Below are 24,727 nucleotides of genomic sequence, written 5' to 3' on the forward strand. Positions count from 1 at the left end.
AGCGCGCCCCGCGGTGCTGGCCGTCGTGGGCGCCTCCGGTGGTGCGCGTCGTTCTGCAGTCCAGCCGCCCCATCGCGTCCTCCCCGGATTCGTCACACGGATTCCACCAAGCGCTTGCTTGGGGACACTAGCAGGTTGCCGGACCCGTGTGACCCACGATGCGTCGCGCCGCCTGCCTACCTGCTGCGCGCGTTGCGTCGCTGCGGCGCCGGTGCAGCAGGCGCGCTGATCCCATCGAAGATCAGCCGGAGCAGGCCGTCGACGATCTGATCTGTGCGCCAGGCTCTGGCCGGGCGTTGCCGCCACGAGGTCGGGATCCACAGGATGTCGCGCAGCAGCCGGTAGGTCAGGCGAGCGTCGAGGTCGTCCCGGAACTGCCCGGACTGCTTGCCTCGCTCGAGCTGTTGCACCCAGATCCGTTCGATCTCCTTCATCGCCGTGCGCAGGTACGCGAAGCGCGGCTGTCCGCTGAAGTAGGTCCAATCGTTCTGCAGCATCGTGAGCGCGGCCCGGTGCCGGCTCAGCGTCGCGGTGCTGGACCGGACGATCTGTTCGATCGCGGCACGCGGATCGTCGGCGTCGTGCACCGCGGCGCGATAGCCGGCGAGCACGTCGTCCAGGAACGTGCTGAGGATCTCGTCGCCGATCGATTCCTTGGAGTCGAAGTGGTGGTAGAGGCTGCCGGAGAGGATTCCCGCCGCGTCGGCGATCTCGCGGACGGTGGTGGCCCGGAAGCCCTTCTCGGCGAACAGGTCGCCGGCCAGCTGGACCAGATGCGCGCGGCGCTCCGAGGCCGGCGCGACTGTGCTGGCCCGTACGGCCTTCTTTGCGGTCGTCACCAGGCACATTATGACGGCAAGCAGGTGGTGGTGACCAATCGCTTGCTCGGTACGGCGTGGCCGGTTAACGTAGAACACGTTCTAATTCCGAGGAGTGGTCAGAATGCGGGCGGCTGTTCTCCACGCGATCGGTGACCAGAAGTTCGAAATCCGCGACGATGTGACCGTGCTCGGGCCGGGTCCCGGCGAGGTCCGGATCAGGGTCCGTGCTGCCGGTGTCTGCCATTCGGACCTGTCCGCCCGCGATGGTGGTCTGCCGCAGCCCGTGCCGGCCGTCCTCGGGCACGAGGCGGCCGGTGACGTGCTCGAGGTCGGCGACGGCGTCGAGGACCTTGCCCCCGGCGATCGGGTGACCGTGAATTGGCTGCCGGCCTGCGGCGCATGTGCGCCCTGCCGGCGCGGCGAGCCGTACCTGTGCATGGCGCACGTGATGTCGGGCTACGCCATGCCCCGCTTCATGGTCGGCGACGCCCCCGCCTTCGGCATGGTCGGCTGCGGTGCCTTCGCCGAGGAGATGGTCGTCCACCGCGCCGGTCTGGTGAAGATCGCCCCGGATGTGCCGTACGAGGTGGCCGCCCTGCTCGGTTGCGGGGTCACGACCGGTGTCGGCGCGGTCGTCAACACGGCCGCCGTCCGGCCGGGGGACACCGTGGCGGTCATCGGCTGCGGCGGCGTGGGCATCGCCGCGATCCAGGGCGCCCGGCTCGCCGGCGCGGCGGTCATCGTGGCGGTGGACACCGTGGCGGCCAAACACGACGTGGCGCGCCGGTTCGGCGCGACGCACGCGGTCACCCCGAACGGCCTCAGCGACCTGACCGCCGAGCTCACCGACGGCGAGGGTGTCGATTACGCGTTCGACGTCGTGGCCGTGCCCGCCACCTTGCGTACGGCGTGGACCGCGGTCCGCCGGGGTGGCACCGTGGTCGTGGTCGGCGCCGGGCGCGCCGAGCACCACGTCGAGTTCAGCCCGTTCGAACTCCTTTTCGAGGGCAAACGGATCATCCCGTCGCTCTACGGCTCGGCCGACCCTCCGCGCGACTTCGGCCGCCTGGTCGCGCTGTGGCGGGCCGGCCGGCTCGACCTCGAGGGCATGGTGAGCCACCGGCTGCGCCTCGACCAGCTCGACGACGCACTGGCCGCGCTCGGCCGTGGCGACGTGATCCGCCAGGTCATCGTCCACGACACCGGTGCCTGAGCCGCCATGCGCCTCGGTGTTCAGCTCGGATACGACGGCGAGGGTTTCGCGCAGGCCGCCGAGGAGATCGTCGAGTACGAGGCGGCCGGCGCCGAACTGGTCGTGGTGCCGGAGGCGTACAGCTTCGACGCGGTCAGTCAGCTCGGCTACCTGGCGGCCCGGACCACACGCCTGGAGCTCGCCTCCGGAGTCATGCAGCTCTACACCCGGACCCCGACGCTCACCGCGATGACCGCGGCCGGACTCGACCACGTGTCCGGCGGCCGCTTCTCGCTCGGCCTGGGGGCATCCGGTCCGCAGGTGATCGAGGGCTTCCACGGGGTCGCCTACGACGCGCCGCTCGCCCGCACCCGCGAGGCCGTGGAGATCTGCCGCCGCGTCTGGCGCCGGGAAACCCTGACCTTCGACGGAACGAAGTACCGCATCCCGTTGCCGCCGGACTCGGGGACGGGCCTCGGCAAACCACTCAAGCTCATCAACCGTCCGGTGCGGGCGCGTATCCCGATCCTGCTGGCCGCGATGGGCCCACGTAACGTCGCGCTCGCGGCCGAGATCGCCGAGGGTTGGCAGGCCCTGTTCCTGGATCCGCGGGCCGCGTCCCGGGTCTTCGCCGAGCCGCTCGCCGCGGGTCTGGCCCGGCGTGATCCGGAGCTGGGCCCGTTGGACGTGATGGCGCCGGTCCCGTTCGCGATCGCCGAATCCACCCGGGAGCTGCTCGGCCGACACCGTGCGCAACTCGCCCTCTACATCGGTGGGATGGGCGCACGCGGCCGGAACTTCTCCAATGACCTGATCCGCCGCTACGGCTACCCCACCGAAGCCGCACGCATCCAGGAGCTTTTTCTGGACGGCCGCCGGGCCGAGGCGGCCGCTGTCGTTCCCGATGACCTGGTGCATGCCACCGCCATGGTAGGCCCGGCGGGTGGGATTCGGCGGCGCCTGGACGAGTTCGCCTCGGCCGGAGTCACGACGATGGTGGTGTCACCGCTGGCCGCCACCCGCGCCGAGCGGGTCAAGGATGTCGCCGAGCTTCGGCGCATCTTCGACGAGCGGTGCGGCGAGCAACGCTGAGCGTCGTCCCGACCGGGTGGAGGCGAACCAGTTCACCACCTCGGACCGGGTGCGCGCGCTGCTGGAGCGGCGCTACCTGACCATGACCTACCTGGCCCGCCTGTGGCGCACCCGCGTCGAGGTGACGATGTGGGACGGCCGGCGCCGGACCGGCCGGCTCTCCTCGGCCGTCTTGTCGGCGGATCCAGCACCTACCGGCAAGGCGGCCGTCGCCGTGCACCCGTGGGGGGTGATCTTGGTCTGACCTCCGCGTCATCATCCCGTGTGTAGCGTCCGCGGTCTGCCATCACCTGCTACCGTCCGACTGCTTGCGGGTCGTAATCACTCAGGAGGTTCGCCAGTGCCGGACACCACCTGCCACATGTCGATCTCGCTGGACGGCTTCGTCGCCGGGCCGGACCAGAGCCGCGACGATCCCTTGGGCAAGCGGGGGCGGGAGTTGCACGGCTGGCACATCGGCGACCCTCGAGCCAACGATGCCGACAAGATCGCGAACGGGTGGCTCATGCGCCCGCGGGGCGCGTATGTGATGGGCCGGAACATGTTCGGCCCGGTCCGCGGGGACTGGGATGAGGAATGGACCGGGTGGTGGGGCCCCGAGCCGCCGTATCACGCGCCGGTGTTCGTGCTGACCCATTACGGACATGATCCGATCCAGATGGAGGGCGGGACGACCTTCCACTTCGTCACCGAGGGTTTCGACGCGGCCTATGCCGCAGCGTGCCAGGCCGCCGGGGACAAGGGCGTGGACATCGCCGGTGGGGCCTCGACCGTGCGGCAGGCATTGATCGCCGGAGTGGTCGACGAGCTCACCCTCGACATCGCACCGGTGCTGCTCGGTTCGGGCGAGCGCATCTTCGACGGGGTCGAGTCGTTCGGGTTCGAACCCGCCGAGGTGCTTCACTCGCCGCTGACCACCCACATCCGCTATCGCCGCGTCCGCTGACTCCGCAGGCGCTGTGCGACGTGACGTAGCCGCGCGCTCCTGGTCCGCAGACCGGTGCGCGACATGAAGGGCAGATGAAGCCGGCGTGGTGCACGCCCGACCGACCCGTATGGTGGTGGCCTCCGTCCCGTCGCCGCCAAGGAGGTCGCGTTGGCGCACCTGACCTACGTCCAGGCCATCGTCATCGGTCTGCTACAGGGCGTCACCGAGCTGTTTCCCGTATCGAGCCTCGGTCACAGCATCCTCATTCCCGCGCTGATCGGCGGGACCTGGGCCCGCAACCTGGACATGGCCGGGACCGACTCGCCGTACCTGGCGTTCCTCGTCGCGGTGCACGTGGCCACCGCCGTCGCCCTGGTGGTGTTCTACCGCCGTGACTGGGAGCGCATCATCCGCGGGCTGATCACCTCGATTCGCCACCGCCGCGTGGACAGCCCCGACGAACGGCTGGCCTGGCTGCTGATCGCCGCCACGATCCCCGTCGGCGTGGTGGGCCTGGCCCTGGAGCACACCATCCGTACGGTGCTGGGCCGACCGGTCCCCGCCGCGGTGTTCCTGATCCTCAACGGCGGTGTGCTGTTCGCGGTGGAGAGGCTGCGCAGCCGCACCGGCGCGGCCGCGAGCGCGGCCGTACCGGTCGGTGTGGTCGAGTATCGCGGGTCCGCCCGGGTCCAGGTCTACACCACGGCCGGGTCTTCGGAGGGTGGCCTGCACGGCCAGGACGACGCCGCGGCCGATGCCCGGCTGGGCCGCCTCGGTTGGGGTGAGGCGGTCGGCGTCGGTGCGGCGCAGATCCTCGCACTGCTGCCCGGGATCTCCCGTTCCGGCGCCACCATCACCGCCGGGCTCGTGCGCGGTCTGCGCCATGACGATGCCGCCCGTTTCGCGTTCCTGCTCGCCACCCCGGTCATTGCCGCGGCAGGTCTGCTGAAACTGCCCGAGCTGGCCGGCCCGGCCGGGCACGGGATCCTCGGCCAGGTCGTCGTCGGCAGCGTGGCTGCCGGCGTCGCCGCCTACGTGTCGCTGCGCTTCCTGACCCGCTACTTCGAGACCCGCACCCTCACGCCGTTCGCCATCTATTGCGTCGCCGCGGGTGTGGCCAGCCTCGCCTGGCTCGCCCTGAGCTGATGCCCTAACCCGGCATCCTCAGCGTGGCACCGGTCAGGCAGTGCCGACGAGCGGGGCCCGTGCGGCTGCAGACGGGCGCTGCCGTGCGGCTGCTGGTCGGTCAACGCTGACCGGGCGGTTCCCGCGCCGGGCCGGCACATAGCCTGTAGGGGTGTCTCTGGTCCGTTCCGCCGGTTTGCAGAAGTTCCGGCAGGTCGTCGAGTCGCTCGGCGGTGACGCCGTCGGCTGCGCGCGGCGGGTGGGCCTGCCGGTGGAGGCGTTGGACACCGACGAGTTGCTGGTCGAGGACTCGAAGCTGGCGGCGGTCCTCGAGGTGGCGGCCGCCGACCTCGGCTGTCCCGATCTCGGGCTGCGGGTGGGTCAGGCCCAGGAGCTTGGCCTGCTGGGACCGTTGGCGCTCGCGATCCAGCATTCGCCGTCGGTGGCCGATGCTCTGGAATGCACGTCGCGCTACATGTTCGTGCACGCCCGCGACCAGAGCGTTTCGTTGGTCGAGGACCCGGAAGGGGACCGCGGTGTGGTCGCGCTCCGCTACACCTTTCCCGGGGTACGGCCGCTGCCGCAGGCGACCGACATGACGGTGCTGTTCCTGCACCGGACGGTGATGTTCCTGGCCGGCGGGAAATACGGGCTGAAGTCGGTCGATCTGCCCCACGATCCGGTCGCACCCCGGCAGCGGTACGAGGAGGCGTTCGGCGCGCGCGTGCGTTTCGGGCGTACCGAGGCGGTGCTGCGGCTGCCGTCCAGCCTGCTGTCGCGCACACTGGACGGCGTCGATGCGACCGTACGCGGGCTGGCGCTGGCTTTCCTGTCGCGGCAGTCCCCGGGCGTGGGCAAGGCCGTGACGTCGCGGGTGCGCGCGGTGCTCGAGCAGTCGCTGGGTACCGCCTCGACCGAGCTCGCCGACGTCGCGCGCGTGCTGACGGTGCATCCGCGGACACTGCAGCGGCAGCTCGCCGTGGAGGGAACGTCGTTCGGTGCCGTTCTCGACTCGGTGCGCCGGAATCGGGCGCGCTCGTATCTCACCACCACGACGATGCCCTTCGTTCAGGTCAGCAACCTGGTGGGTTTCGCCGAGCAGGCGGTGCTGACCCGGTGCGCGAGGCGGTGGTGGGGGCGCACGCCCTCGCAGCTGCGGCGCGAGGCCCGGAGCCGGGACTGAGATGTCGCGTACGATCAAGTCGTTGTCGCGTACGATCAAGTTTTTGCCGGATTGCCGCCTACGCTGAGGTCATGGATTTCAGTCCGTCCCCCCGCGCCGCCGACCTGACGGAGTCCGTCCGCGCTTTCGTCGCGGCCGAGATCGCCCCGGTCGAACGTGACCTGAATGCCCGGGCGAGCGAGGCACGCCGGCACGGCGGCGGAGCCGACCTCTGGCGCGTGCCCGACGAGGTACGCGAATTGCAGGCCAAGGCCCGCGCCCAGGGCCTGTGGAACCTGTTTCTGCCGGCGGGGCACGAGGGCCCGTACGCCGAGCGGTTCGGAACCCGCGGTGGCGCGGGCTTGACCAATGTGGAATACGCGCCGATCGCCGAGGCGACGGGTTGGTCGGCGCTGGCCCCGTACGTGTTCAACTGCAACGCACCGGACACCGGCAACGCCGAGCTGCTGCTGCGGTACGGCTCGCCGGAGCAGTGCGAGCGGTGGCTCGACCCGCTGCTCGACGGGCGGATCCGGTCGGCGTTCGCCATGACCGAACCTGCCGTTGCGTCCTCGGACGCCACCAACATGCAGCTGACCGCGGTGGTCGACGGTGACGACGTGGTGCTCGACGGCCGCAAGTGGTGGACGACCGGCATCGGCCACCCGGACTGCGACGTCCTGATCGTCATGGGTCTCAGCGCCCCGGACGCCCCCAAGCACTCCCGGCACTCGATGGTGCTCGTCCCGCGCGACACCCCCGGCGTGAAGGTCGAGCGGATGCTCGACACCATGGGATTCCTCGACGAACCGTTCGGGCACGGTGAGGTGTCGTTCACCGACGTCAGGGTTCCCGCCGCGAATGTCATCGGCGGACCGGGCCGGGCATTCGAGCTTGCGCAGGGCCGGCTCGGGCCGGGCCGGGTGCACCACGCGATGCGCATGATCGGCCTGGCCGAGCGGGCGCTGCACCTGGCGTGCGAGCGCGGCCTGTCGCGCGAAGCGTTCGGCAAGCCGCTGGTGAACCTCGGCGGCAATCGGGAACGCATCGCGGAGGCCCGCATCGCCATCGACTCCGCCCGGCTGCTGATCCTGCACGCCGCCTGGAAACTCGACACCTACGGTCCCACCGGCGCGGTCAGCGAGGTCAGCGCCATCAAGGTCGCCGCGCCGAACGTGGCCCAGCAGGTCATCGACTTCGCCATGCAGATCCACGGCGGTGCCGGGCTGTCCAGCGACTTCCCCCTGGCCGGCGCGTGGACCGCGGCCCGGGCCGTGCGCCTGGCCGACGGCCCGGACGAGGTACACAAGGGCATCGTCGCCCGTGCGGAACTCGGCAAGCACGGAGCGCTGCGGTGAGCGGGCGTCGCGTCCTGATCACCGGCGGTGCCTCCGGCCTGGGCCGGGCCCTCGCCGAGCGGCTCGCGGCCCGCGGGGAACGGGTGCTCGTCACCGACCTGGCGCCGGACCTGGAGGTACCGGCCGGCGCCCTGTACCAGCGGCTGGACATCACCTCGTTCGATGACTGGGCAGCCGCCCTGGACCGGGTCGAACGCGACCTCGACGGCTTGGACCTGCTCGTCAACAACGCGGGCATCGCCGCGGGCGGGCGGGTCGACCGGCTCGACGACGCGCACTGGCGACGGATCCTCGAGATCAACGTCCTCGGCACGGTCAACGGCTGCCGCATGTTCGCGCCGATGTTCAAGGCACAGCAACGCGGCCACATCGTCAACGTCGCGTCGATCGCCGGGCTCACCCACCCGGCCGCGATGAGCTCGTACGACGCCAGCAAGGCGGCCGTCGTCGCGCTGTCGGAAGGGCTGCGCCACGAGCTGCGCCCCTGGGGCATCGACGTCAGCGTCGTCTGCCCGTCGTTCTTCCGTACCAATCTGGCCGCCTCCCTTGGCGGCGACGACCCGCTCATGGAACGGATCGCCACCCGGCTGATCGCCCGCGCGCCGCTCGACGCCGACGAGATGGCCGCCCGGGTCCTGCGGGGCGTCGACGCCAGGCGTTTCCTGGTCCTGCCTGACCGGCCCGCCCGGCGAGCGTTCTGGACCAAGCGCCTGGCCCGTCCGCTCTACGACCGCCGCATGATCGCCGCAGGCGCCCGGATCCGCGAGATCGAACTGGGCGAGGACGCCACCGTCCGGGAGACGCCGTGACGCGCGGCGTCGTCCTGATCACCGGTGCGAGCGCCGGACTCGGCGAGGAGATGGCCCGCCAGTTCGCCGCGCTCGGCTACGACCTGGCGCTGTGCGCGCGGCGCACAGACCGGCTCGACGTGCTCGCCGACCGGATCCGCACCGACACCGGGCGGCGGGTGGAGACGGCCGCGCTGGACGTCACCGACGCCGGGGCGGTCACCAAGGTCTTCCACACCTTCGCCGTGACTTACGGCAGGCTCGATCGCGTGATCGTCAACGCCGGCCTCGGCAAGGGCGCCCCGCTGGGCACCGGCCGGGCCGACGCGAACCTCGCCACCGCGATGACCAACTTCGTCGGCGCCCTGTCGCAATGCGAGGCCGCGCTGGAGATCTTCCGCGAACAGGGGCGCGGCCACCTCGTGCTCATCTCCTCGATGTCCGCGCTGCGCGGCATGCGCCGCTCGATGACCACGTACGCCGCGACGAAGGCGGGCGTGGCAGCGATCGCCGAGGGCCTGCGCGCGGAGCGCATCAAGGGCCTCGACGTGTCGGTGATCTATCCGGGCTACATCCGCTCGGAGATGAACGCCCACGTCGAGCAGAAGACCCGCTTCATGGTCGACACCGAGACCGGGGTGCGCGCGATGGTCCGCGCCATCGAGCAGCGGCGCATCAGAGCGTACGTTCCGCAGTGGCCCTGGGTGCCCTTGGGCGCCGCCATGAAGGTGCTGCCACTGCGCGTCGTCCGGAGGCTCACATGAGCGACCGGGACGTGCGCGCGGAGGACGCCTTCGACACTCGCGCCGTTGCCGCCTGGCTGGCCGCGAACGCCACCGGAACCGACATCGACCTCACCACCGTTCCCGAGGTACGGCAGTTCTCCGGCGGCGTGTCGAACCTGACCTACCTGCTGCGCTACCCCGGCGGTGACCTCGTGCTGCGCCGGCCGCCCAGGGGCAACCACGTCAACGCCGCGCACGACATGGTCCGCGAGCACCGGATCCAGTCCCAGCTCGCCCGGCATCTGCCGTACGTTCCCCGCACCGTGGCCCTGTGCCAGGACACCTCGGTCATCGGTACGCCCTTCTACGTCATGCAGCGGATCGGCGGACTCATCCCGCGCAAGGAACTTCCTGCGGGCGTACACCTGGATCGCGAGCAGACCGCCGCACTGTGCCGCAACGTCATCGACCTGCTGGCCGATCTGCACTCGGTGGACGTCGCCGCCACCGGTCTCGGCGATCTCGGCAAGGGCGACGGTTACGTCGCCCGGCAGGTCGCCGGCTGGTCCGAGCGCTACCGCAGGGCGCGGACCCGCAACGTCGGCACGTTCGAGGCGGTGATGCGCTGGCTCGACGAGCATCAGCCCGAGGACCGGCCGCACACACTGGTCCACAACGACTTCCGCTTCGACAACGTGGTGCTCGACCCGGCCGATCCGACCCGCCCGATCGGCCTGCTCGACTGGGAACTCGCCACCGTCGGTGACCCGATCCTCGACCTCGCCAACTCGCTGGGGTACTGGGTCGAGCCGGGCGACGAACCACTGATGCGGCTCTTCCGCCGCCAGCCCACACACCTGCCCGGGATGATGACGCGCGAGCAGGTCGTCGCGTACTACTGCGCGCGCACCGGCGCCGCGGTCACCCGCGCCGAATGGGCCTGGTACCAGGTCTTCGGTCTGTTCCGGGTCGCCGTCATCGCCCAGCAGGTGTACCAGCGGTATCTGCGCAGGCAGACCACGAACACACAGTTCCGGTTCTTCGGGATCGCCGTCGTGGTCCTCGAACTGCGATGCCGCCGCATCATCCGCCGCGCCCGCAAGATGTCCCCGCAAACCGCTGCCACCCTTATTTCGACGACCAAGGAGCCCTCCAGATGAGCCGCATCAACAGTCAGTACCGGCTGGCAGCCCGCCCCGTCGGGTTGCCGAAGCCCACCGACTGGGAGTACGTCGAGGAACCGGCCACCGAGCCGGGCGATGGCGAACTGCTGATCCAGTCGATCTACCTGTCGCTGGACCCGGCCATGCGCGGCTGGATGAACGAAGGCAAGTCCTACATCCCCCCGGTCGGGATCGGCGAGGTCATGCGCGCCGGAGGTGTGGGACGGGTCGTCGCCTCCCGCCACCCCCGCTTCGCGGTCGGCGACCATGTGTACGGAACCCTCGGCGTGCAGGAGTACTGCCTGTCGGACGGCCGGGGGCTGACCAAGGTCGACCCGGCGCTGGCGCCCCTGCCGGTGTACCTGGGCGTGCTGGGCATGCCGGGCATGACCGCCTACTTCGGGCTGCTCGACATCGGCCGCCCGCAGCCCGGGCAGACCGTCGTGGTGTCCGGCGCGGCCGGTGCGGTCGGCAGCGTGGTCGGCCAGATCGCCAAACTCCAGGGTTGCCGGGTGATCGGCATCGCCGGCGGCGAACGCAAGTGCCGCCTCGTCGTGGAGGAGTTCGGCTTCGACGCCTGCATCGACTACAAGTCCTCCGACGTCCGCACGGCGTTGCGTGAGGAGGCACCCGACGGGGTGGACGTCTACTTCGACAACGTGGGCGGCGACATCCTCGACGCGGTCCTTTCCCGGCTGGCCCGGGGCGCCCGCATCGTCATCTGCGGCGCGATCTCCCAGTACAACGCGACAGAACCGGTCAAGGGTCCGGCCAACTACATGTCCCTGCTGGTCAACCGGGCCTCCATGACCGGCATGGTGGTCTTCGACTACGCCGACCGGTACGCCGAGGCCGCCGCCGAGATGTCCGGGTGGCTGGCGGCCGGGAAACTGCGTTCGCGCGAGGACGTGGTGGACGGCGGCGTGAAGGCGTTCCCTGAGGCCCTGCTGCGGCTGTTCAACGGCCAGAACACCGGCAAGCTCGTGCTCAAGGTGGCGGATGACTGAACAAGATCAGCCCACGCCGGGGCGTGTCTCTTACCTGCTCGCCTTTACAGCGTGTCGCGAAGCTCGCCCACAGCGGAACGTCGTCAGGCTTTGACACAATGCCGTAACAAACTTAACATTCAGGCATTGATGGAGCGCTCTATCTGGACATTCGCCATGGGAGATTCCCCGGCTCCCACGCCCACGCGCATCCCCCGCGTCGGCACCGCCATGTCTAGGAGACGCCATGAACATCGTCGCCGTCCCCCCGAGAAGATCACGTAGCCGATGGCACCTGGCTGCCGCCGGCGTTATGGTGGCCGCCGTCGTCACCGGCGTCGGCGCGATCGGCGCGCCCGGCGCTGCAGCCGCGGAGACGCTGCTGTCGCAGGGCGCACCGGCGGTCGCTTCGTCGTCGGAGAACCCCGGAGTCTACGCCGCGTCCGCCGCGGTCGACGGGGACGCCGGCACCCGCTGGTCGTCCGCGTTCGCCGACCCGCAATGGTTGCAGGTCGATCTGGGCGCCAGCGCAGAGATCACCCGGGTGGAACTGACCTGGGAGGCCGCGTACGCCAGGTCTTTCACGATTCAGACCTCTGCGGACGGTGTGGGCTGGACCGACGCCACCGCGGCCACCGCCGGCGTCGTCGGCGTGCAGAGCCTTGCGGTTGCGGCCACGGCCCGCTACGTCCGCATGTACGGCACCGAGCGCGCCACCGGATACGGCTACTCCCTCTGGGAGTTCAAGGTCTTCGGCACGACCACCGGGCCGGCGCTGCCGGGCGGCGGCAGCCTCGGCGCGAACGTCATCGTCTTCGACCCGTCGATGTCGTCCGCCTCGATCCAGAGCCAGGCCGACACGATCTTCCGGCAGCAGGAGTCGAACCAGTTCGGCCCGCAACGGTACGTGCTCGCGTTCAAGCCGGGCACCTACAACGGCTTGAACATCCAGGTCGGCTTCTACACCTCGGTGCTGGGTCTCGGCCAGAACCCGCAGGACACCCGGATCAACGGCGACATCACCGTCGACGCCGGATGGTTCCAGGGCAACGCCACCCAGAACTTCTGGCGTTCGGTGGAGAACCTCTCGCTCTATCCGGTCTCCGGCGCCGACCGCTGGGCCGTCGCGCAGGCCGCGCCGTTCCGCCGGATGGACATTCACGGAGACCTCAACCTCGCCCCGGCCGGCTACGGCTGGGCGTCCGGCGGGTACATCGCCGACTCCCGGATCAGCGGCGCCGAGCAGCAGTACTCGCAGCAGCAGTGGCTCACCCGCAACAGCATCATCGGTTCGAGCCTTAACGCGGTGTGGAACCAAGCGTTCGTCGGGGTCAAGGGCGCGCCGGCGTCAAGCTTCCCGAACCCGCCGTACACCACGATCGGCACCACGCCGGTCATCCGGGAGAAGCCGTACCTCTACCAGGCCGCCGGCGCGTACCAGGTGTTCGTCCCCGGCCTGCAGACCAACGCCGCTGGCGTGACCTGGGCGAACGGCAACACCCCGGGCACCTCCGTCCCGCTGACGCAGTTCTACGTCGCCAAGCCCGGCGACAGTGCCGCGACGATCAACGACGCCCTCGCGCAGGGCCTGAACCTGCTCTTCCAACCGGGCATCTACCACATCAACCAGACGATCACCGTGACCCGGGCGAACACCCTGGTGCTCGGCCTCGGCTACGCCACGATCATTCCGGACGGCGGTGTCACTGCCATGCAGGTGGCCGACGTGGACGGTGTGAAGCTCTCCGGCCTGCTCTTCGACGCGGGCACCACCACTTCGCCGAACCTGCTCGTGATCGGCCCGAACGGCTCCTCGGCCGACCACGCCGCGAACCCGACGACCGTGCAGGACGTGTTCTTCCGGATCGGCGGCTCGATGCCCGGCAAGGCCACCAACAGCCTGCTGGTCAACAGCAACAACACCATCATCGACCACATCTGGGCGTGGCGCGCCGACCACGGCACCGCCGGCACGTACGGCTGGACGATCAACACCGCGGACACCGGCCTGATCGTCAACGGCCGGAACGTGACCGCGTACGGCCTGTTCGTCGAGCACTACCAGAAGTACGAAGTGCGCTGGAACGGCAACGGCGGCCGCACGTACTTCCTGCAGAACGAACAGCCGTACGACCCGCCGAACAACGCGAGCTGGCGTTCCGGCGCCAACGGGTACGCGGCGTACCAGGTCGCGGACGGCGTGACCAGCCACGAAGCCTGGGCGATGGGTAGCTACTGCTACTTCAACGTCAACCCGCAGGTGCATTCGGACCGTGGCTTCGAGGTCCCCGTCAACAGCGGGGTGAAGCTGCACAACGTCTTCACGGTGTCGCTGGGTGGCGTCGGGGTCATCGACCACGTCGTCAACAACACCGGAGGGCCCGCGCAAGGCACCGACACCGTACCGGTCAGCGTGGTCACGTTCCCCTAGGCAGCTGCTGCTGGTGGTGGCGCCGGGCTTCGTCGGCACCACCAGCAGCCGCCACGCATGAGAACAACACATCACCGGTCCCGGCGAAACGGGTCAGGCCCAGTTAGCATCCGATGGGTCCCTCCGACATCCGGCGCGTTCCCGACCAGGATCGTCGGCAGGACCGACGTACGCGGGACGGGGGCGGGCGGGAGGGGACGTGAACGGGTCGGCCCGGGCACGGACGGCGCCGGCCGCGTCGCTACCGGTGAATCTGGGGCGGGCGGTCCGGGCCGAGCTGCGCCGCGCACTGCACCCGCCGTACGAAACGCCCAGCGTGGTCATCGGCAACGGCCTGCTCATGACGGCCTGCTGGACGCTGCTCCCGGCCGGTCTGGTCGATGCGCTCTTCCGCTTTCACGGGCCGCTGGCGTTCGCGATGATCCTGGCCAGCTGGATGTATTCCGACGTGCCCGCGACGAACCTGCTCGGCGGCGACGCGGCGCGGAGCGTGACCGCGCTAGCCGACCCGGTCATGCTGCGGCGGCTGTGGTTCGCCAAGAACATCGTCCTGTGGCTGTTGGTCACGCCGTTGTGCGTCGCGACAGCCGCCGCCATCGGCGTCCACGAGCATGATTCGGTGGGCGCCGCCCTGACCGCGTTATGGATCATGATCGTCCCGGCGGGTGCGCTCGGCTTCGCCGCCTGGCTCGGAATCCGGTTTCCGTACCATCCTCTGCCCCTGCGGGACCGGTGGTCACAACGGCGCCGATGGCGTCCGATGCTCGTGCGGTGGATGGTGCTCGTGCTGGCCCCGTACGGCCTCGTGCCACTGCTGACATTCGCGGTGACCCTGCCCAGTCTCTTGGTGTGGTGGGCGATCGCCCGCGGCGAGCAGGATGGCCGCCTCAACCACCTGCAGTTCGCCCTGGGCCTGATGGTGGCGGCCGGTCCGGCCGCGGGTGCGTGGCTGCTCGGACACCGCTACGGCTCCCGCCGCGCACATCGCCGACGGGCGTGGCTGACCGAGTTCCTCGGTGATCCCCGCCGGGGCTGACCCAGCACCCGGGAAGGGAACCGGCCACAGCTGCCATCGTCGCGTCAAGGACTTGAGATCGTCGATGGGACAGCATCACCGAATCTGATCTTGTAGCGTGGGCGGCTCAGCGGATACGGGGAGGGGCAACGACAGGATGGGCGCCTACAGCGAAGAACTGCGCCAGTCCCGGATCGAGGTCACCTCACCGGATGGCACGGTCACACTGCGTGTGTCCGCCGACGGGGATATTCAGGTCGCGTTGGCCGACCGCGCGCTCGCCCGCCACACCGAAGCGTCGCTGGAGCGGCAGGTGAGCATCACCGTGCGGTTGGCCATCGCAGCCCGCGCCCAGGCGTACGACCGGGCGTTGAGCAAGGTCGCGGCCGACGATCATTCGGGCACGTGGTGAAGGTGCCGAGGTTGCTGACGGTGGCGGCCGGCATCGTGCTGCTTGCCGGATGCGAAGCCCGGGCCACGCCGGAGCCGATACCCAGCCGGACCCCGTCGCCGTCCCCGACGGCGGAGCAGTTCCAGCAGGTGGCGTTGCCCCACGACTGCGCCGCCGTATTCGGTCGGCTGACGCACAGACCAGCCGCTGACCTGGTATTGAAGGCCAACTCGGTGCCGGACGGCGTCGACGGCAGCTCGCTGCTCTGCATGGCCGGTCTGCCGCCCGGAGGCCCGTTGACGATCAACGTGCGGTTCCGGCTGCAGGTGGCGTGGAAGGACGTCGTCGCCGTCGAGAACACCGATGAGGTGAAACGGAAGTTTCTGCGGGGCAAAGCGGACGAATGGGCGGAGTGGCTGTGCCACGACCCGCCCCAGGCGATCCCGGGAGAGAGCCGCTACACCGTGGGATGCCAGCGCTCGCAACCGCGGGCGGAGTTCGCCTCCCGCGCCACGGTCAGCGAGCCGGGCCGCATGGTCGGTGTGGAGGTCGACGTCTCCCACCAGACTGCGGTGACCGGCAAGCAGGCCCGCGCCGCGGCGGACGCCATCGCCCGTGAGGTGATCGAGGCGGGACTGGCCGCATGACGAACGAACGGGGGAACGGGGTCATGACCGACAGGAAGAGACAACCCGGCGACGGCGTGGACGGGTTCGGGGTGTCCGCCGAGTCCAGCGACGGATCAGTGCGCTTTGCGCGGGACGGGCGGACCGGCGAGATAACGGTGCGGATCCGCCGGGGAGCGCTGCGCGGTCGAAGTGAGCACGAGGTGGCCGAACGGATCAGATCCGCCTTGGTGGCTGCGTCCCGCGCCTACACCACGCAACATCGCGAGCAGATGCGCCGTACGCAAGGCGACCTCCCAGCGGAGCTCGTGGCCTGGGGGCAGCGCTGATGACCGGCCACGGCACCCTCCAAGTGGCTACCGACGCGATGGTCAACTACGGGCGGGAACAGTACGAAGACGCCGCGACCTACCACGCCGCGGCCATTTACATCGGCCGCAACGGGCAGATCCCGGCCGGCGCGTGGGGCGAGCTGCCGTGGTCTGCGTACTGGCAGCAACGGTGGGAGAAGGGCCTGGACCACCGCATCCGTGAGGCCCGCCTGATGGCCGACCACACGGGCGAGCACGCGGCGGCCATGCTCAAGGCCACCGCTGACTACACCGAGACCGACATTCAGGTGGCGCTGAACTTCGACCTGGACAACCCCTACCTGCGGCCGTACGTGTCGGCCTACGCGGGCCTGCCGGCGAGCACCGGGGTGTACCGGCCCGGCGTGGGCGGCTCTGCCCCGCTGTTCGCGTCCGGTCCGATCCAGTTCAGCCCGCCCACGGACCTCGAAGAGTTTCGCAAGCTCGTCGGCGAGCGGCTGCCGGGCCGCGACTTCGTCCCGTGCACGACCAGCAACCCCACGGGGGTCGATCTGCACAGCGGCGTGTCCGGGGACAACCTCGACGCCTTCGTGGCCGAGTACGGCGAGGACCTACTGTGCTCGGAGTACGTCGCCGAGCAGAAATCTCCCGGTGCGCCCCGTCCTTTCACCGATTTCATCCTGCCGGCGTGGCGCTGCGCCCCCGGTGTCATCCGCAACCGCGCCGAGTTGCTGTTCGCCTGCACCAGGGCGTACAAGGAGTGCGCGGACGCCATGAAGTCCGATATCGGCAGGGTGCGCGACCAGTGGTTCTCCCCTGGCGCTGCCCTGGCCTGGTACCGCCAGGCCATGTCCCGCCACCAGTACCTCACCGACATCAACGCGGAGTTGACCTGGACCGCCGATCAGGGCATCCAGGCTGCCAACCTGCTGGAGGGCATGCGCAACAAGTTCGCCGAATTCGGTCACCAACGGGCCAAACAGATCATCGAGCTGGCCAAGGCCGTCATCCATTACGGCGCCGACCAGCTCGGCGGCATCGGAAACTGCAAGAGCGATCCCGTCAAGGCCCTCACCGGCGCCCTGACCGGCTTCCTCGATCTGCTGTACCTCGAGCAGTCCCAACGCCACGATCAGGCCATCGGGCTGATCGGCATCGACGAGCAGCGCCGTAAGGAACAGGGTGATCCTGGCACCCTGGCCCACGACACTCTGCCCTTCCCGAAAGGCTCGCCGGGCGAATGGGGCAACGGCAAGCAATGGGTCGCGAATCCATCAACCGGACCTGTCGCCTCGTAGCGGGCGGCACCAACGCGCCGACCCGGTACGGCCCCACCGAACTGTGCAGGTTTACGTGCGAACAGACGGCGGGGGAGAAGGCCGACGGCCCAATGACTGGGCTGTTGTCCAGCCAGGCGGCGGCGGTGAAACGTCAGGCGGCGGGGCGCAGCAGCACCTTGGTCCAGCCGCTGTCGCGGTTGTCGAATCGCTCGTATCCGGTGGCCGCGTCGTCCAGGGGCAGCTCGTGGGACACCAGGAACGACGGCGTGGCGTGACCGGTGATGATCAGATCCCGGAGTTGCCGGTTGTACCGCTTGACCGGGCATTGGCCCGTACCCATGGTCTGGCCTTTGGTGAAGAAGGTGCCGTAGTCGAATGCGATCCGGCCGTGCTTGGCCTGGTCGGTGGCCGCCCCGGGGTCCTGGGGAACGTAGACGCCGACCACGCCGATCCCGCCGGTCGAACGTACGGTCTTGACCAGGTTGTCGAGAACGAGTTCGGGGTGTTCCTGGCCGGACGGGTCGTGTGCCTGGTATCCGACCGCCTCGACACCGCGGTCGACCCCGATGCCGTCGGTGGCGTCCATGATCTGGTCGACCGGGTCGGCGGTGCTGAAGTCGACCGGCGTCGCGCCGATCTTGACGGCCAGGTCGAGCCGGTCGCGTTCCTTGTCCACCACGAACACCTGCGACGCGCCGCGGATCATGGCGCTGTGCGCGGCGAGCAGGCCGACCGGCCCGGCGCCGAACACGGCGACCCGGTCGCCGGGCTGCATGCCGGAAAGCTGCACGCCGTGCCAGCCGGTCGGGAAGATGTCCGACAGCATCGTGAAGTCGTTCTCGTGGGCGTCGCCGGGCGGCAGTTCGAGCAGGTTGAAGTCGGCGTACGGGACGCGTAGGTACTCGGCCTGCCCGCCGGGGTAGGGACCCATGTTGGCGTACCCGTAGGCGGCGCCGTCAACGCCTTCGGTCGGGTTGGTGCGGGTGCAGTAGCTGGTCCAGCCGGCCACGCAGTTGCGGCAGGTGCCGCAGGTGATGTTGAACGGTACGGACACCCGGTCGCCGACCGTGATCCGGCCGACCGCGTCCCCGACCGCCTCGACGACGCCGAGGTTTTCGTGGCCGAGCACCGTGCCTTCCTCGACCGCCGTCCGGCCCTCGTACATGTGCAGGTCCGAGCCGCAGATGTTGGTGGTGGTGATCCGTACGACCGCGTCGGTCGCGGTCTCGATCGTCGGGTCGGCCACCTGTTCCACCGCCACCCGCCGGGGACCGCGGTACACGACTGCCTTCATGAGCGAACCTCCTGCCGTTTGCGGGATGTGTCTTCCCTGAACCGCTACCCGGAATCGGCCCGCGCACACCGCGGGTCCGCGGTTTCACCGGCCCTGTAGTGGGAAGCGGGAAGAAATGATTTCGAGTACAAGCGGCCGCCTGGGACAGCCGGCCGTGACCGGCCGCGGCTTCGGGTGCCCGGCCGCCGTCGTCGAGGCGGCCTGCTGGTGGGTGGCGCTGACGGTGGCGTACGCGTCGACGCTGTCGGTGGCGACGCTGCCCGAGCTGCTCGTGGCCGTCGGCTGCGGGGCGGCGTGCGCGGTGGCGGCGGTGGCCGCCCGTCGAGCGGCGCGGCTGGCGTGGGCGCCGGCCGGTCGGTGGCTGTCCTGGGCCGGACCCCTCGCCGTGGCGGTCGTCGCGGACACGTTCCGCCTGCTGACCCGTTTCCCGGCGGCGAAGTCGCGCGTCCGTACGCTGCCGCAGCCGTCCGGCGAGCAGCCGCAGCGGGCGGCGTTCCGCCGGGCCTGGGGGACGTTCGTGCTGTCCGCGTCGCCGGGCACGGTGGTGCTGGACTGGCCGGACGACGGGGCCCCGGTGCGCGTACACATGCTGGCCTCGGGCTGGCCCGATCTCGGCCGGGTGGTGATGCGGTGATCTGGCTCGGCGCGGCCTTGGTGTTGATCGTGGCGGCGGTGGCGCCGGCCACCTGGCTCGGCCTGCGCGGCGATCCGCTTCGGAGGCTGATCGGGCTGCAGCTGTGCGGGGCGCTGCTGGTTCCGGTCCTGCTGCTGCTCACGTTCGGTTACGGGCAGAGCTCGTACCTGATCGTGCCGCTGGTGCTGGCGGTGCTGACGTTCGCGGGAACGCTGGTCTTCCTGCGTCTGCTCCACGACGAAAGGGTGCGGTGAGGGATGCGTACGGTCATCGCTGATGTCCTGGTCGCCGCCGGCGTGCTGACCTGCGTGCTGGCCGCGGCGGGTGCACTGGTGGTCCGTGAGCCGCTCGACCGGCTGCACTTCCTGACTCCGGTGACCTCGGCCGGTACCCCGCTGATCGGTACCGGCCTGGGGGTCGCGACCGGCTGGCACCTGGCGACGGCGACGCTGCTGCTGTGTGTGGCGGTCGTGTTCGTCGCCGGCCCGGTCCTGGCGTCGGCGACCGGCCGGGTCATCGCCGGGCGGGACACGCCGTGAGTACCGCGCTGGTCGCGGCCGCCCTGCTCCTGGTCGCGTTCGCCGGTACCGCGGTGGTGTTCACCCCGGATCCGCGGCGGCAGGCGGTCTCGCTGTCGGTCTACGGTGTACTGCTCGCTCTGTTCTTCCTGGTCATGCAGGCGCCGGATGTGGCCCTGTCACAGATCGCGGTGGGTACCGCGCTGGTCCCGCTGATGGTGATGCTGACCGTACGCACGACGGGCCGACGCCGGTGAGTGCCCGCCTGCGCGCCTGGGTGTTCGGCGTCGGCGCGGCCGGCGCGGCCCTGCTGTACGCCCTCGCCGTGGCGGGCGTGCCGCCGTTCGGCGGGGACCGGCATCCGTACCGGGACCTCGCGGTGGCCGCCGCACTGCGGCAGTCGACCGCGAACGTGGTCACCTCACTGACGTTCGACCTGCGTGGCTTCGACACGCTCGGCGAGGAGGTGATTCTGCTCGGCTCCGTGGTCGGCGCGGTCGCGCTGCTGCGCGTCGACGAGCCGGGCGGCGGCCCCGCAACCCCCAAGCCGCTGGACGCGGTCGCGTTCCTCTCGTACGTCTTCCTGCCGGTGACCCTGCTGCTCGGCCTCGACCTGCTGGTGCACGGGCACCTGACGCCGGGCGGCGGCTTCCAGGGCGGCGTGGTGCTCGCCACCGGCCTGCACCTGCTCTACCTGTCCGGTGGCATGGACGCGCTGCGCCGGTTGCGCCCGGTCGACTGGTACGAGTGGGCCGAGGGCCTGGCCACCACCGCGTTCGCCGCCCTGGCGATCGCCGCAATGGTGTTCGGCACCGGGGTGCTCGCCAACTTCCTGCCTCACGGCCGGGTGCAGCAGCTGATCTCGGCCGGCACAGTTCCGGTGCTCAACGTGATCGTCGGTGTCGTCGTCGGAGCGGGCTGCGTGGTGCTGCTCGCCCAGTTCCTGACCCAGGCGGAGCAGTGATGCATGTTCTCGCGTACGGGGTGGCCGGCTGGCTGGTGCTGGCCGGGGCGTACGGCATCGTGCGCAGCACCCACCTGGTGCACACCGCGGTGTGCCTGTCGGTCGCCCAGTCCGGCACCTACGTGCTGCTGCTGGCGATCGGCTACCAGCGGGCCGCGCCCGCCCCGGTCTTCGCGCCGGGCTCGCCGGTCTCGCTGCCCGTGGTCGACCCGGTCGTGCAATCGCTCGCGTTCACCGACATCGTGGTCTCCGCGACCGTGACCGCGCTGCTGCTGGCCCTGACCATCCAGATCCACCGGACGCAGCACACGCTGGACCCGGACGAGTTGCAGAGCCTCAAGGGCTGAGATGCCGCGCAGCGCAGGCGATCTCGCACCGCTCGCCATCGTGGTGCCGATCCTGGCCGGCGCGGTGCTGCTGGTGGTCGCGAGGCGCGTGCCGCGGGCGGTCGTCGACCACGCCGCCCTGGCCACGGCGGTCGTGGTGGCCGCCCTGAGCGGTGCCCTGGCGGCGGCCGCCGGAAGCGGACGGCTGGTCGTCTGGGGCGGCGGGTGGCGGCCGCACGGTGGCCACTCGGTCGGCATCGTGCTGGTCGCCGACCCGCTCGGCGCCGGGCTGGCCTGCCTGGCCGCGCTGCTGACGTGCGGGGCGTTGCTCTACAGCCGCCGCTACCTGGAGGACGCGCACGCCCACTTCCAGGTGCTGATGCTGCTGTTCCTGGCCGGGCTGACCGGGTTCGCGCTCACCGGCGACCTGTTCGACATGTTCGTCTTCTTCGAGCTGATGGGCGCGGTCGCGTACGCGTTGACCGGGATGCGCGTCGAGGAGCCCGACTCGGTGCAGGGCGGCTTCAACTTCGCGGTGGTCAACTCGCTGGGCGCGTACCTCACGCTGGTCGGCATCGCCCTGCTGTACGCGCGTACCGGCGAGCTCGGCATGGCCCAGGCCGGCGCCGCGCTCGCACATCGGGCGGACGCCCTGGTGGTGGCCGCGTTCGTGCTGGTCGCGATCGGGCTGCTGGTCAAGGCGGCGGTGGCGCCGATGCATTTCTGGCTGGCCGACGCGCACGCGGTAGCGCCCGCCCCGGTCTGCGTGCTGCTCTCCGGCGTCATGGTCGAGATGGGCGTCTACGGGGTGATCCGGGTCTACCACGTCGTGTTCGCCGACGTCCTCCCCAGCGTCGTGGCCACCCGCGCCTTCGGAGTGCTCGGCCTGCTCACCGCGCTGGTCGGCTGCGTGATGTGCGCCGGGCAGCGGCATCTCAAGCGGCTGCTGGCCTACTCGACCATCGCGCATTCCGGACTGTTCCTGATCGCGGCGGGCCTCGGCACCCCGCAGTCGCTGGCGGGCGTCGCCCTCTACGTCGCCGGTCACGCCGGGGTGAAGGGCGCGCTGTTCCTCGTCGCCGGCCTACTGCTCGACCGCCACAGCAGCGTCGACGAGGGCGAGCTGCACGGCCGCGGCGGCGGCCTGCGCGAACCGGGCTGCTGGATGTTCCTCACGGCCGCGGTGCTGCTGGCCGGGCTGCCCCCGTTTGGTCCCGGGCTGGGCAAGGCCGTGTCGGAGGAGGCCGGCGGCCCATGGCTGACCGTCGTGTTCGTGCTCGTCTCGGTCGTGACCGCGGGCGCGGTGCTGCGCGCGGGCCTGCGGATCTTCCTCGGCGCGGGCCGGCGGCTGCCGCCGCCACGGGCCGATCAGACCTACGGCGGCGGCGAGCAGCCGGAGACCGAGCAACCCCTTCCGCGTACGCCGGTGACGATGCTCGCCGCGATCACGTTCCTCCTGGCCGGCAGCGCCGCGGTCGGCGTCGTCCCCGCCCTGGCCGCGCGGGCCGGCACCGGCGCGGTCATGTTCCTCGACCGGGCCGGCTACCTCAGCCAGGTACTGCACGAGACGGCCCCGGCGGCGCCCGTCGCGGTGCCACCCGTCGGGTGGACGTGGTCGGGTGTCTTGATCGGCCTGCTCTGCACGGCCGCCGCCGGCCTGTTCGCGGCCGTGCAGCTGCGTGCCCCGGTGTCGATGACGGTCCCGTCCGGGCTGCGCCGGCTGCATTCCGGCCACGTCGGCGACTACGTGGCATGGCTGTTCGCCGGGGTCGCCGTACTCGGCGCGCTGATCGGCTTGCCGCTGGCTCTGAGCGGGTAAGACAGCCCTCGTGCTCGCTCCTCACGTGCTGCGCGAATACGCGTTCCTGGCCGACGGCCGGCGCGGTGCGCTGATCGGGCCCAGCGGCGACATCACGTTCCTCTGCGTACCCGACTGGCACTCCTCGGCGGTCTTCGCCGAGCTGGTCGGGGGCCGCGGATCGTATTCGATCCGCCCCGCGAACGACCGGTTCGTCTGGGGCGGCCAGTACGAGCCGGGCAGCCTGATCTGGACCAGCCACTGGGTCACCACCTCCGGCGTCATCGAGTGCGACGAGGCGCTGGCCTACCCCGGCGACGCCCGCCGCGCCGTGCTGCTGCGCCGGGTCCGGGCCATCGACCGCGACGCCGTCCTGGAGGTGGTGCTCGACGTCCGCGCCGGGTTCGGCCGTACCCCCGCAACGGCTGTGCGCCGGGAGCGGGACGGCTGGAGCGGCCGCGCCGGCCGGCTGCGCTGGCAGTGGACCGGCGTCCCCCGCGCCCGGCCGGACGGCACCGGGCGGCTGGTCGCGAGGCTGCGGGTACCCGCCGGCCGGCATCACGACCTGACCTTCGTGATCGGTACGGGCGAGGACCCGCCGCCGGTCGAGCCGGCCGCCGCGTGGCAGGCGACCCGGCAGGCGTGGGCCGCGGCCGGCACCGGGCCACGGCACTGCATCGCGCCGCGCGACGCCCGGCACGCCGTCACCGTGCTGCGCGGCATGACCCACCCGGACGGCGGGCTGGTCGCCGCCGCGACCACCTCGTTGCCCGAGCGCGCCGAGTCCGGCCGCGACTACGACTACCGGTACGCGTGGATCCGCGACCAGTGCCTCACCGGCCAGGCCTGCGCCGCGGCCGGCGTGTCCGACCTGCTCGACGCGTCGGTCCGGTACGTCACCGCGCGGCTGCTCGCCGACGGACCTGACCTGGCTCCGGCGTACACGGTCGACACCGGCGAGCGGATACCCGCGCAACACCGCCTCGCGCGGCTGCCCGGCTACCCCGGGGGCGGCCCGGTCCATACCGGCAACAACGTCCACGGCCAGTTCCAGCTGGACATGTTCGGCGAGGCACTGCTGCTGTACGCGGCGGCAGCCCGCCACGACCGCCTCGAACCGGACGCCCGCAAGGCCATGACGATCGCCGCCGACACCGCCGCCGCGCGCTGGACCGAACCGGACGCGGGCATCTGGGAGCTGGACGACCGGCACTGGACCCACTCCAAGCTGATCTGCGTGGCCGGCCTGCGCGCCGCTGCCCGGCATGTCCCGGCCGCGCAGGCCGCCGCCTGGTACGGCCTGGCCGACACGATCCTCACCGACACCGACCGGCACGGCCTGCACCCGTCCGGCCGCTGGCAGCGCTCCCGCGACGACCCGCGCGTCGACGCCGCCCTGCTGCTACCCGCGATCCGCGGCGCACTGCCGACCGCCGACCTGCGCAGTACGGCAACCCTCGCCGCGGTCCACGCCGAGCTCGTGCAGGACGGCTACGTCTACCGCTACCGGGCCGACGACCGGCCGCCCGGCGAGGCCGAGGGCGCCTTCCAGCTGTGCGGCTTCCTCGCCGCGCACGCCACCCACCTGACCGGCGACCCGGTGACCGCGGCCCGGCTCTTCGAACGCTCCCGCGCCGCGTGCGGCCCGTCGGGCATCCTCAGCGAGGAGTACGACGTCGGTGAGCGGCAGATGCGCGGGAACCTCCCGCAGGCGTTCGTCCACGCCGCGCTGCTCGGCGCCGCCGTCGCGCTCGCCGAGCCCCGTACCGGGTAGCCGTCGGTTTGTCTGCGGGAGCCAC

Annotated in this window: 27 protein-coding genes; 25 read left to right on the top strand and 2 right to left on the bottom strand. The window is 70.8% G+C overall.

From position 1 onward, the window contains the following. Nucleotides 1–176 precede the first annotated feature (176 nt). Nucleotides 177–839 (bottom strand): TetR/AcrR family transcriptional regulator, encoded by a 663-nt coding sequence (locus tag ACMCNK_RS35400; protein ID WP_412740687.1) that lies wholly within the window; start codon nt 837–839, stop codon nt 177–179. A 103-nt stretch (nt 840–942) separates the two neighbouring features. Here ACMCNK_RS35400 and ACMCNK_RS35405 point away from each other — a divergent pair, with 103 nt between their 5' ends. The 17 genes from ACMCNK_RS35405 (at nt 943) to ACMCNK_RS35485 (ending at nt 17,412) form a co-directional block, all read left to right on the top strand. Further along, nucleotides 943–2,034, top strand: a complete 1,092-nt coding sequence (locus ACMCNK_RS35405; RefSeq protein ID WP_412740688.1) for a Zn-dependent alcohol dehydrogenase — start codon at nt 943–945, stop codon at nt 2,032–2,034. A gap of 6 nt (nt 2,035–2,040) precedes the next feature. Then, nucleotides 2,041–3,105, top strand: a complete 1,065-nt coding sequence (locus ACMCNK_RS35410) for an LLM class F420-dependent oxidoreductase (protein WP_412740689.1) — start codon at nt 2,041–2,043, stop codon at nt 3,103–3,105. Between the two features lie 16 nt (nt 3,106–3,121). Then, nucleotides 3,122–3,349: a hypothetical protein gene (locus ACMCNK_RS35415; protein WP_412740690.1), complete on the top strand. Its 228-nt coding sequence runs from the start codon at nt 3,122–3,124 to the stop codon at nt 3,347–3,349. 96 nt (nt 3,350–3,445) lie between these two features. Then, nucleotides 3,446–4,051 carry a dihydrofolate reductase family protein gene (locus tag ACMCNK_RS35420; protein WP_412740691.1) on the top strand — a complete coding sequence of 202 codons (606 nt, stop codon included), beginning with the start codon at nt 3,446–3,448 and terminating at the stop codon, nt 4,049–4,051. A 150-nt stretch (nt 4,052–4,201) separates the two neighbouring features. Continuing rightward, on the top strand, nt 4,202–5,179 hold the full coding sequence (locus ACMCNK_RS35425; protein WP_412740692.1) for an undecaprenyl-diphosphate phosphatase: 978 nt from the start codon (nt 4,202–4,204) through the stop codon (nt 5,177–5,179). A gap of 151 nt (nt 5,180–5,330) precedes the next feature. Next, entirely contained in the window at nt 5,331–6,341 is a 1,011-nt protein-coding gene (locus ACMCNK_RS35430; RefSeq protein ID WP_412740693.1) for an AraC family transcriptional regulator ligand-binding domain-containing protein, read from the top strand. A gap of 71 nt (nt 6,342–6,412) precedes the next feature. Continuing rightward, nucleotides 6,413–7,678 (top strand): acyl-CoA dehydrogenase family protein, encoded by a 1,266-nt coding sequence (locus tag ACMCNK_RS35435; RefSeq protein ID WP_412740694.1) that lies wholly within the window; start codon nt 6,413–6,415, stop codon nt 7,676–7,678. Continuing rightward, nucleotides 7,675–8,487 (top strand): SDR family NAD(P)-dependent oxidoreductase, encoded by an 813-nt coding sequence (locus tag ACMCNK_RS35440; protein ID WP_412740695.1) that lies wholly within the window; start codon nt 7,675–7,677, stop codon nt 8,485–8,487. Before ACMCNK_RS35435 ends, ACMCNK_RS35440 begins: the two co-directional genes overlap by 4 nt. Further along, entirely contained in the window at nt 8,484–9,230 is a 747-nt protein-coding gene (locus ACMCNK_RS35445) for an SDR family oxidoreductase (protein ID WP_412740696.1), read from the top strand. Before ACMCNK_RS35440 ends, ACMCNK_RS35445 begins: the two co-directional genes overlap by 4 nt. Next, nucleotides 9,227–10,351, top strand: coding sequence for a phosphotransferase family protein (locus tag ACMCNK_RS35450; protein ID WP_412740697.1), 1,125 nt, complete (start codon nt 9,227–9,229; stop codon nt 10,349–10,351). The genes ACMCNK_RS35445 and ACMCNK_RS35450 overlap by 4 nt, the downstream gene beginning before the upstream one ends. Then, the gene (locus tag ACMCNK_RS35455; RefSeq protein WP_412740698.1) at nt 10,348–11,361 is read left to right on the top strand and encodes an NADP-dependent oxidoreductase; all 1,014 of its coding nucleotides are present in this window, start codon (nt 10,348–10,350) and stop codon (nt 11,359–11,361) included. The genes ACMCNK_RS35450 and ACMCNK_RS35455 overlap by 4 nt, the downstream gene beginning before the upstream one ends. A 226-nt stretch (nt 11,362–11,587) precedes the next feature. Continuing rightward, the gene (locus ACMCNK_RS35460; RefSeq protein WP_412740699.1) at nt 11,588–13,771 is read left to right on the top strand and encodes a discoidin domain-containing protein; all 2,184 of its coding nucleotides are present in this window, start codon (nt 11,588–11,590) and stop codon (nt 13,769–13,771) included. Nucleotides 13,772–13,970: 199 nt separating this feature from the next. After that, the gene (locus ACMCNK_RS35465) at nt 13,971–14,807 is read left to right on the top strand and encodes a hypothetical protein (RefSeq protein WP_412740700.1); all 837 of its coding nucleotides are present in this window, start codon (nt 13,971–13,973) and stop codon (nt 14,805–14,807) included. A 136-nt stretch (nt 14,808–14,943) separates the two neighbouring features. Further along, the gene (locus ACMCNK_RS35470; protein WP_412740701.1) at nt 14,944–15,198 is read left to right on the top strand and encodes a hypothetical protein; all 255 of its coding nucleotides are present in this window, start codon (nt 14,944–14,946) and stop codon (nt 15,196–15,198) included. Then, nucleotides 15,192–15,824, top strand: a complete 633-nt coding sequence (locus ACMCNK_RS35475) for a hypothetical protein (RefSeq protein ID WP_412740702.1) — start codon at nt 15,192–15,194, stop codon at nt 15,822–15,824. Before ACMCNK_RS35470 ends, ACMCNK_RS35475 begins: the two co-directional genes overlap by 7 nt. Before the next feature lie 23 nt (nt 15,825–15,847). Next, entirely contained in the window at nt 15,848–16,132 is a 285-nt protein-coding gene (locus ACMCNK_RS35480; protein ID WP_412740703.1) for a hypothetical protein, read from the top strand. After that, entirely contained in the window at nt 16,132–17,412 is a 1,281-nt protein-coding gene (locus tag ACMCNK_RS35485) for a hypothetical protein (protein WP_412740704.1), read from the top strand. Before ACMCNK_RS35480 ends, ACMCNK_RS35485 begins: the two co-directional genes overlap by 1 nt. 133 nt (nt 17,413–17,545) lie before the next feature. On the opposite strand, the gene ACMCNK_RS35490 is transcribed toward ACMCNK_RS35485, so the two are convergent. After that, complete coding sequence (locus tag ACMCNK_RS35490; protein ID WP_412740705.1) at nt 17,546–18,688, bottom strand: glutathione-independent formaldehyde dehydrogenase; 1,143 nt, start codon at nt 18,686–18,688, stop codon at nt 17,546–17,548. A gap of 154 nt (nt 18,689–18,842) precedes the next feature. Here ACMCNK_RS35490 and ACMCNK_RS35495 point away from each other — a divergent pair, with 154 nt between their 5' ends. From ACMCNK_RS35495 to ACMCNK_RS35530, 8 genes are read left to right on the top strand one after another with little or no spacing between them, the layout of a single operon-like run. After that, complete coding sequence (locus ACMCNK_RS35495; RefSeq protein WP_412740706.1) at nt 18,843–19,322, top strand: hypothetical protein; 480 nt, start codon at nt 18,843–18,845, stop codon at nt 19,320–19,322. Then, nucleotides 19,319–19,576 carry a monovalent cation/H+ antiporter complex subunit F gene (locus ACMCNK_RS35500; RefSeq protein ID WP_412740707.1) on the top strand — a complete coding sequence of 86 codons (258 nt, stop codon included), beginning with the start codon at nt 19,319–19,321 and terminating at the stop codon, nt 19,574–19,576. Before ACMCNK_RS35495 ends, ACMCNK_RS35500 begins: the two co-directional genes overlap by 4 nt. Nucleotides 19,577–19,579: 3 nt before the next feature. Then, complete coding sequence (locus tag ACMCNK_RS35505; protein WP_412740708.1) at nt 19,580–19,861, top strand: monovalent cation/H(+) antiporter subunit G; 282 nt, start codon at nt 19,580–19,582, stop codon at nt 19,859–19,861. After that, nucleotides 19,858–20,097 (top strand): Na(+)/H(+) antiporter subunit B, encoded by a 240-nt coding sequence (locus tag ACMCNK_RS35510; RefSeq protein WP_412740709.1) that lies wholly within the window; start codon nt 19,858–19,860, stop codon nt 20,095–20,097. Before ACMCNK_RS35505 ends, ACMCNK_RS35510 begins: the two co-directional genes overlap by 4 nt. Further along, a complete protein-coding gene (locus tag ACMCNK_RS35515) occupies nt 20,094–20,804 on the top strand; it encodes an MnhB domain-containing protein (RefSeq protein WP_412740710.1) in 711 nt (236 codons plus the stop codon). The genes ACMCNK_RS35510 and ACMCNK_RS35515 overlap by 4 nt, the downstream gene beginning before the upstream one ends. Next, entirely contained in the window at nt 20,804–21,151 is a 348-nt protein-coding gene (locus ACMCNK_RS35520; protein ID WP_412740711.1) for a sodium:proton antiporter, read from the top strand. The genes ACMCNK_RS35515 and ACMCNK_RS35520 overlap by 1 nt, the downstream gene beginning before the upstream one ends. Nucleotide 21,152: 1 nt before the next feature. Continuing rightward, on the top strand, nt 21,153–22,949 hold the full coding sequence (locus ACMCNK_RS35525; RefSeq protein ID WP_412740712.1) for a complex I subunit 5 family protein: 1,797 nt from the start codon (nt 21,153–21,155) through the stop codon (nt 22,947–22,949). A 10-nt stretch (nt 22,950–22,959) separates the two neighbouring features. Further along, on the top strand, nt 22,960–24,702 hold the full coding sequence (locus ACMCNK_RS35530) for a glycoside hydrolase family 15 protein (protein ID WP_412740713.1): 1,743 nt from the start codon (nt 22,960–22,962) through the stop codon (nt 24,700–24,702). Nucleotides 24,703–24,727 lie beyond the last annotated feature (25 nt).

The sequence above is a fragment of the Krasilnikovia sp. MM14-A1259 genome (assembly GCF_047159535.1).
Classification (GTDB): Bacteria; Actinomycetota; Actinomycetes; order Mycobacteriales; family Micromonosporaceae; genus Actinoplanes.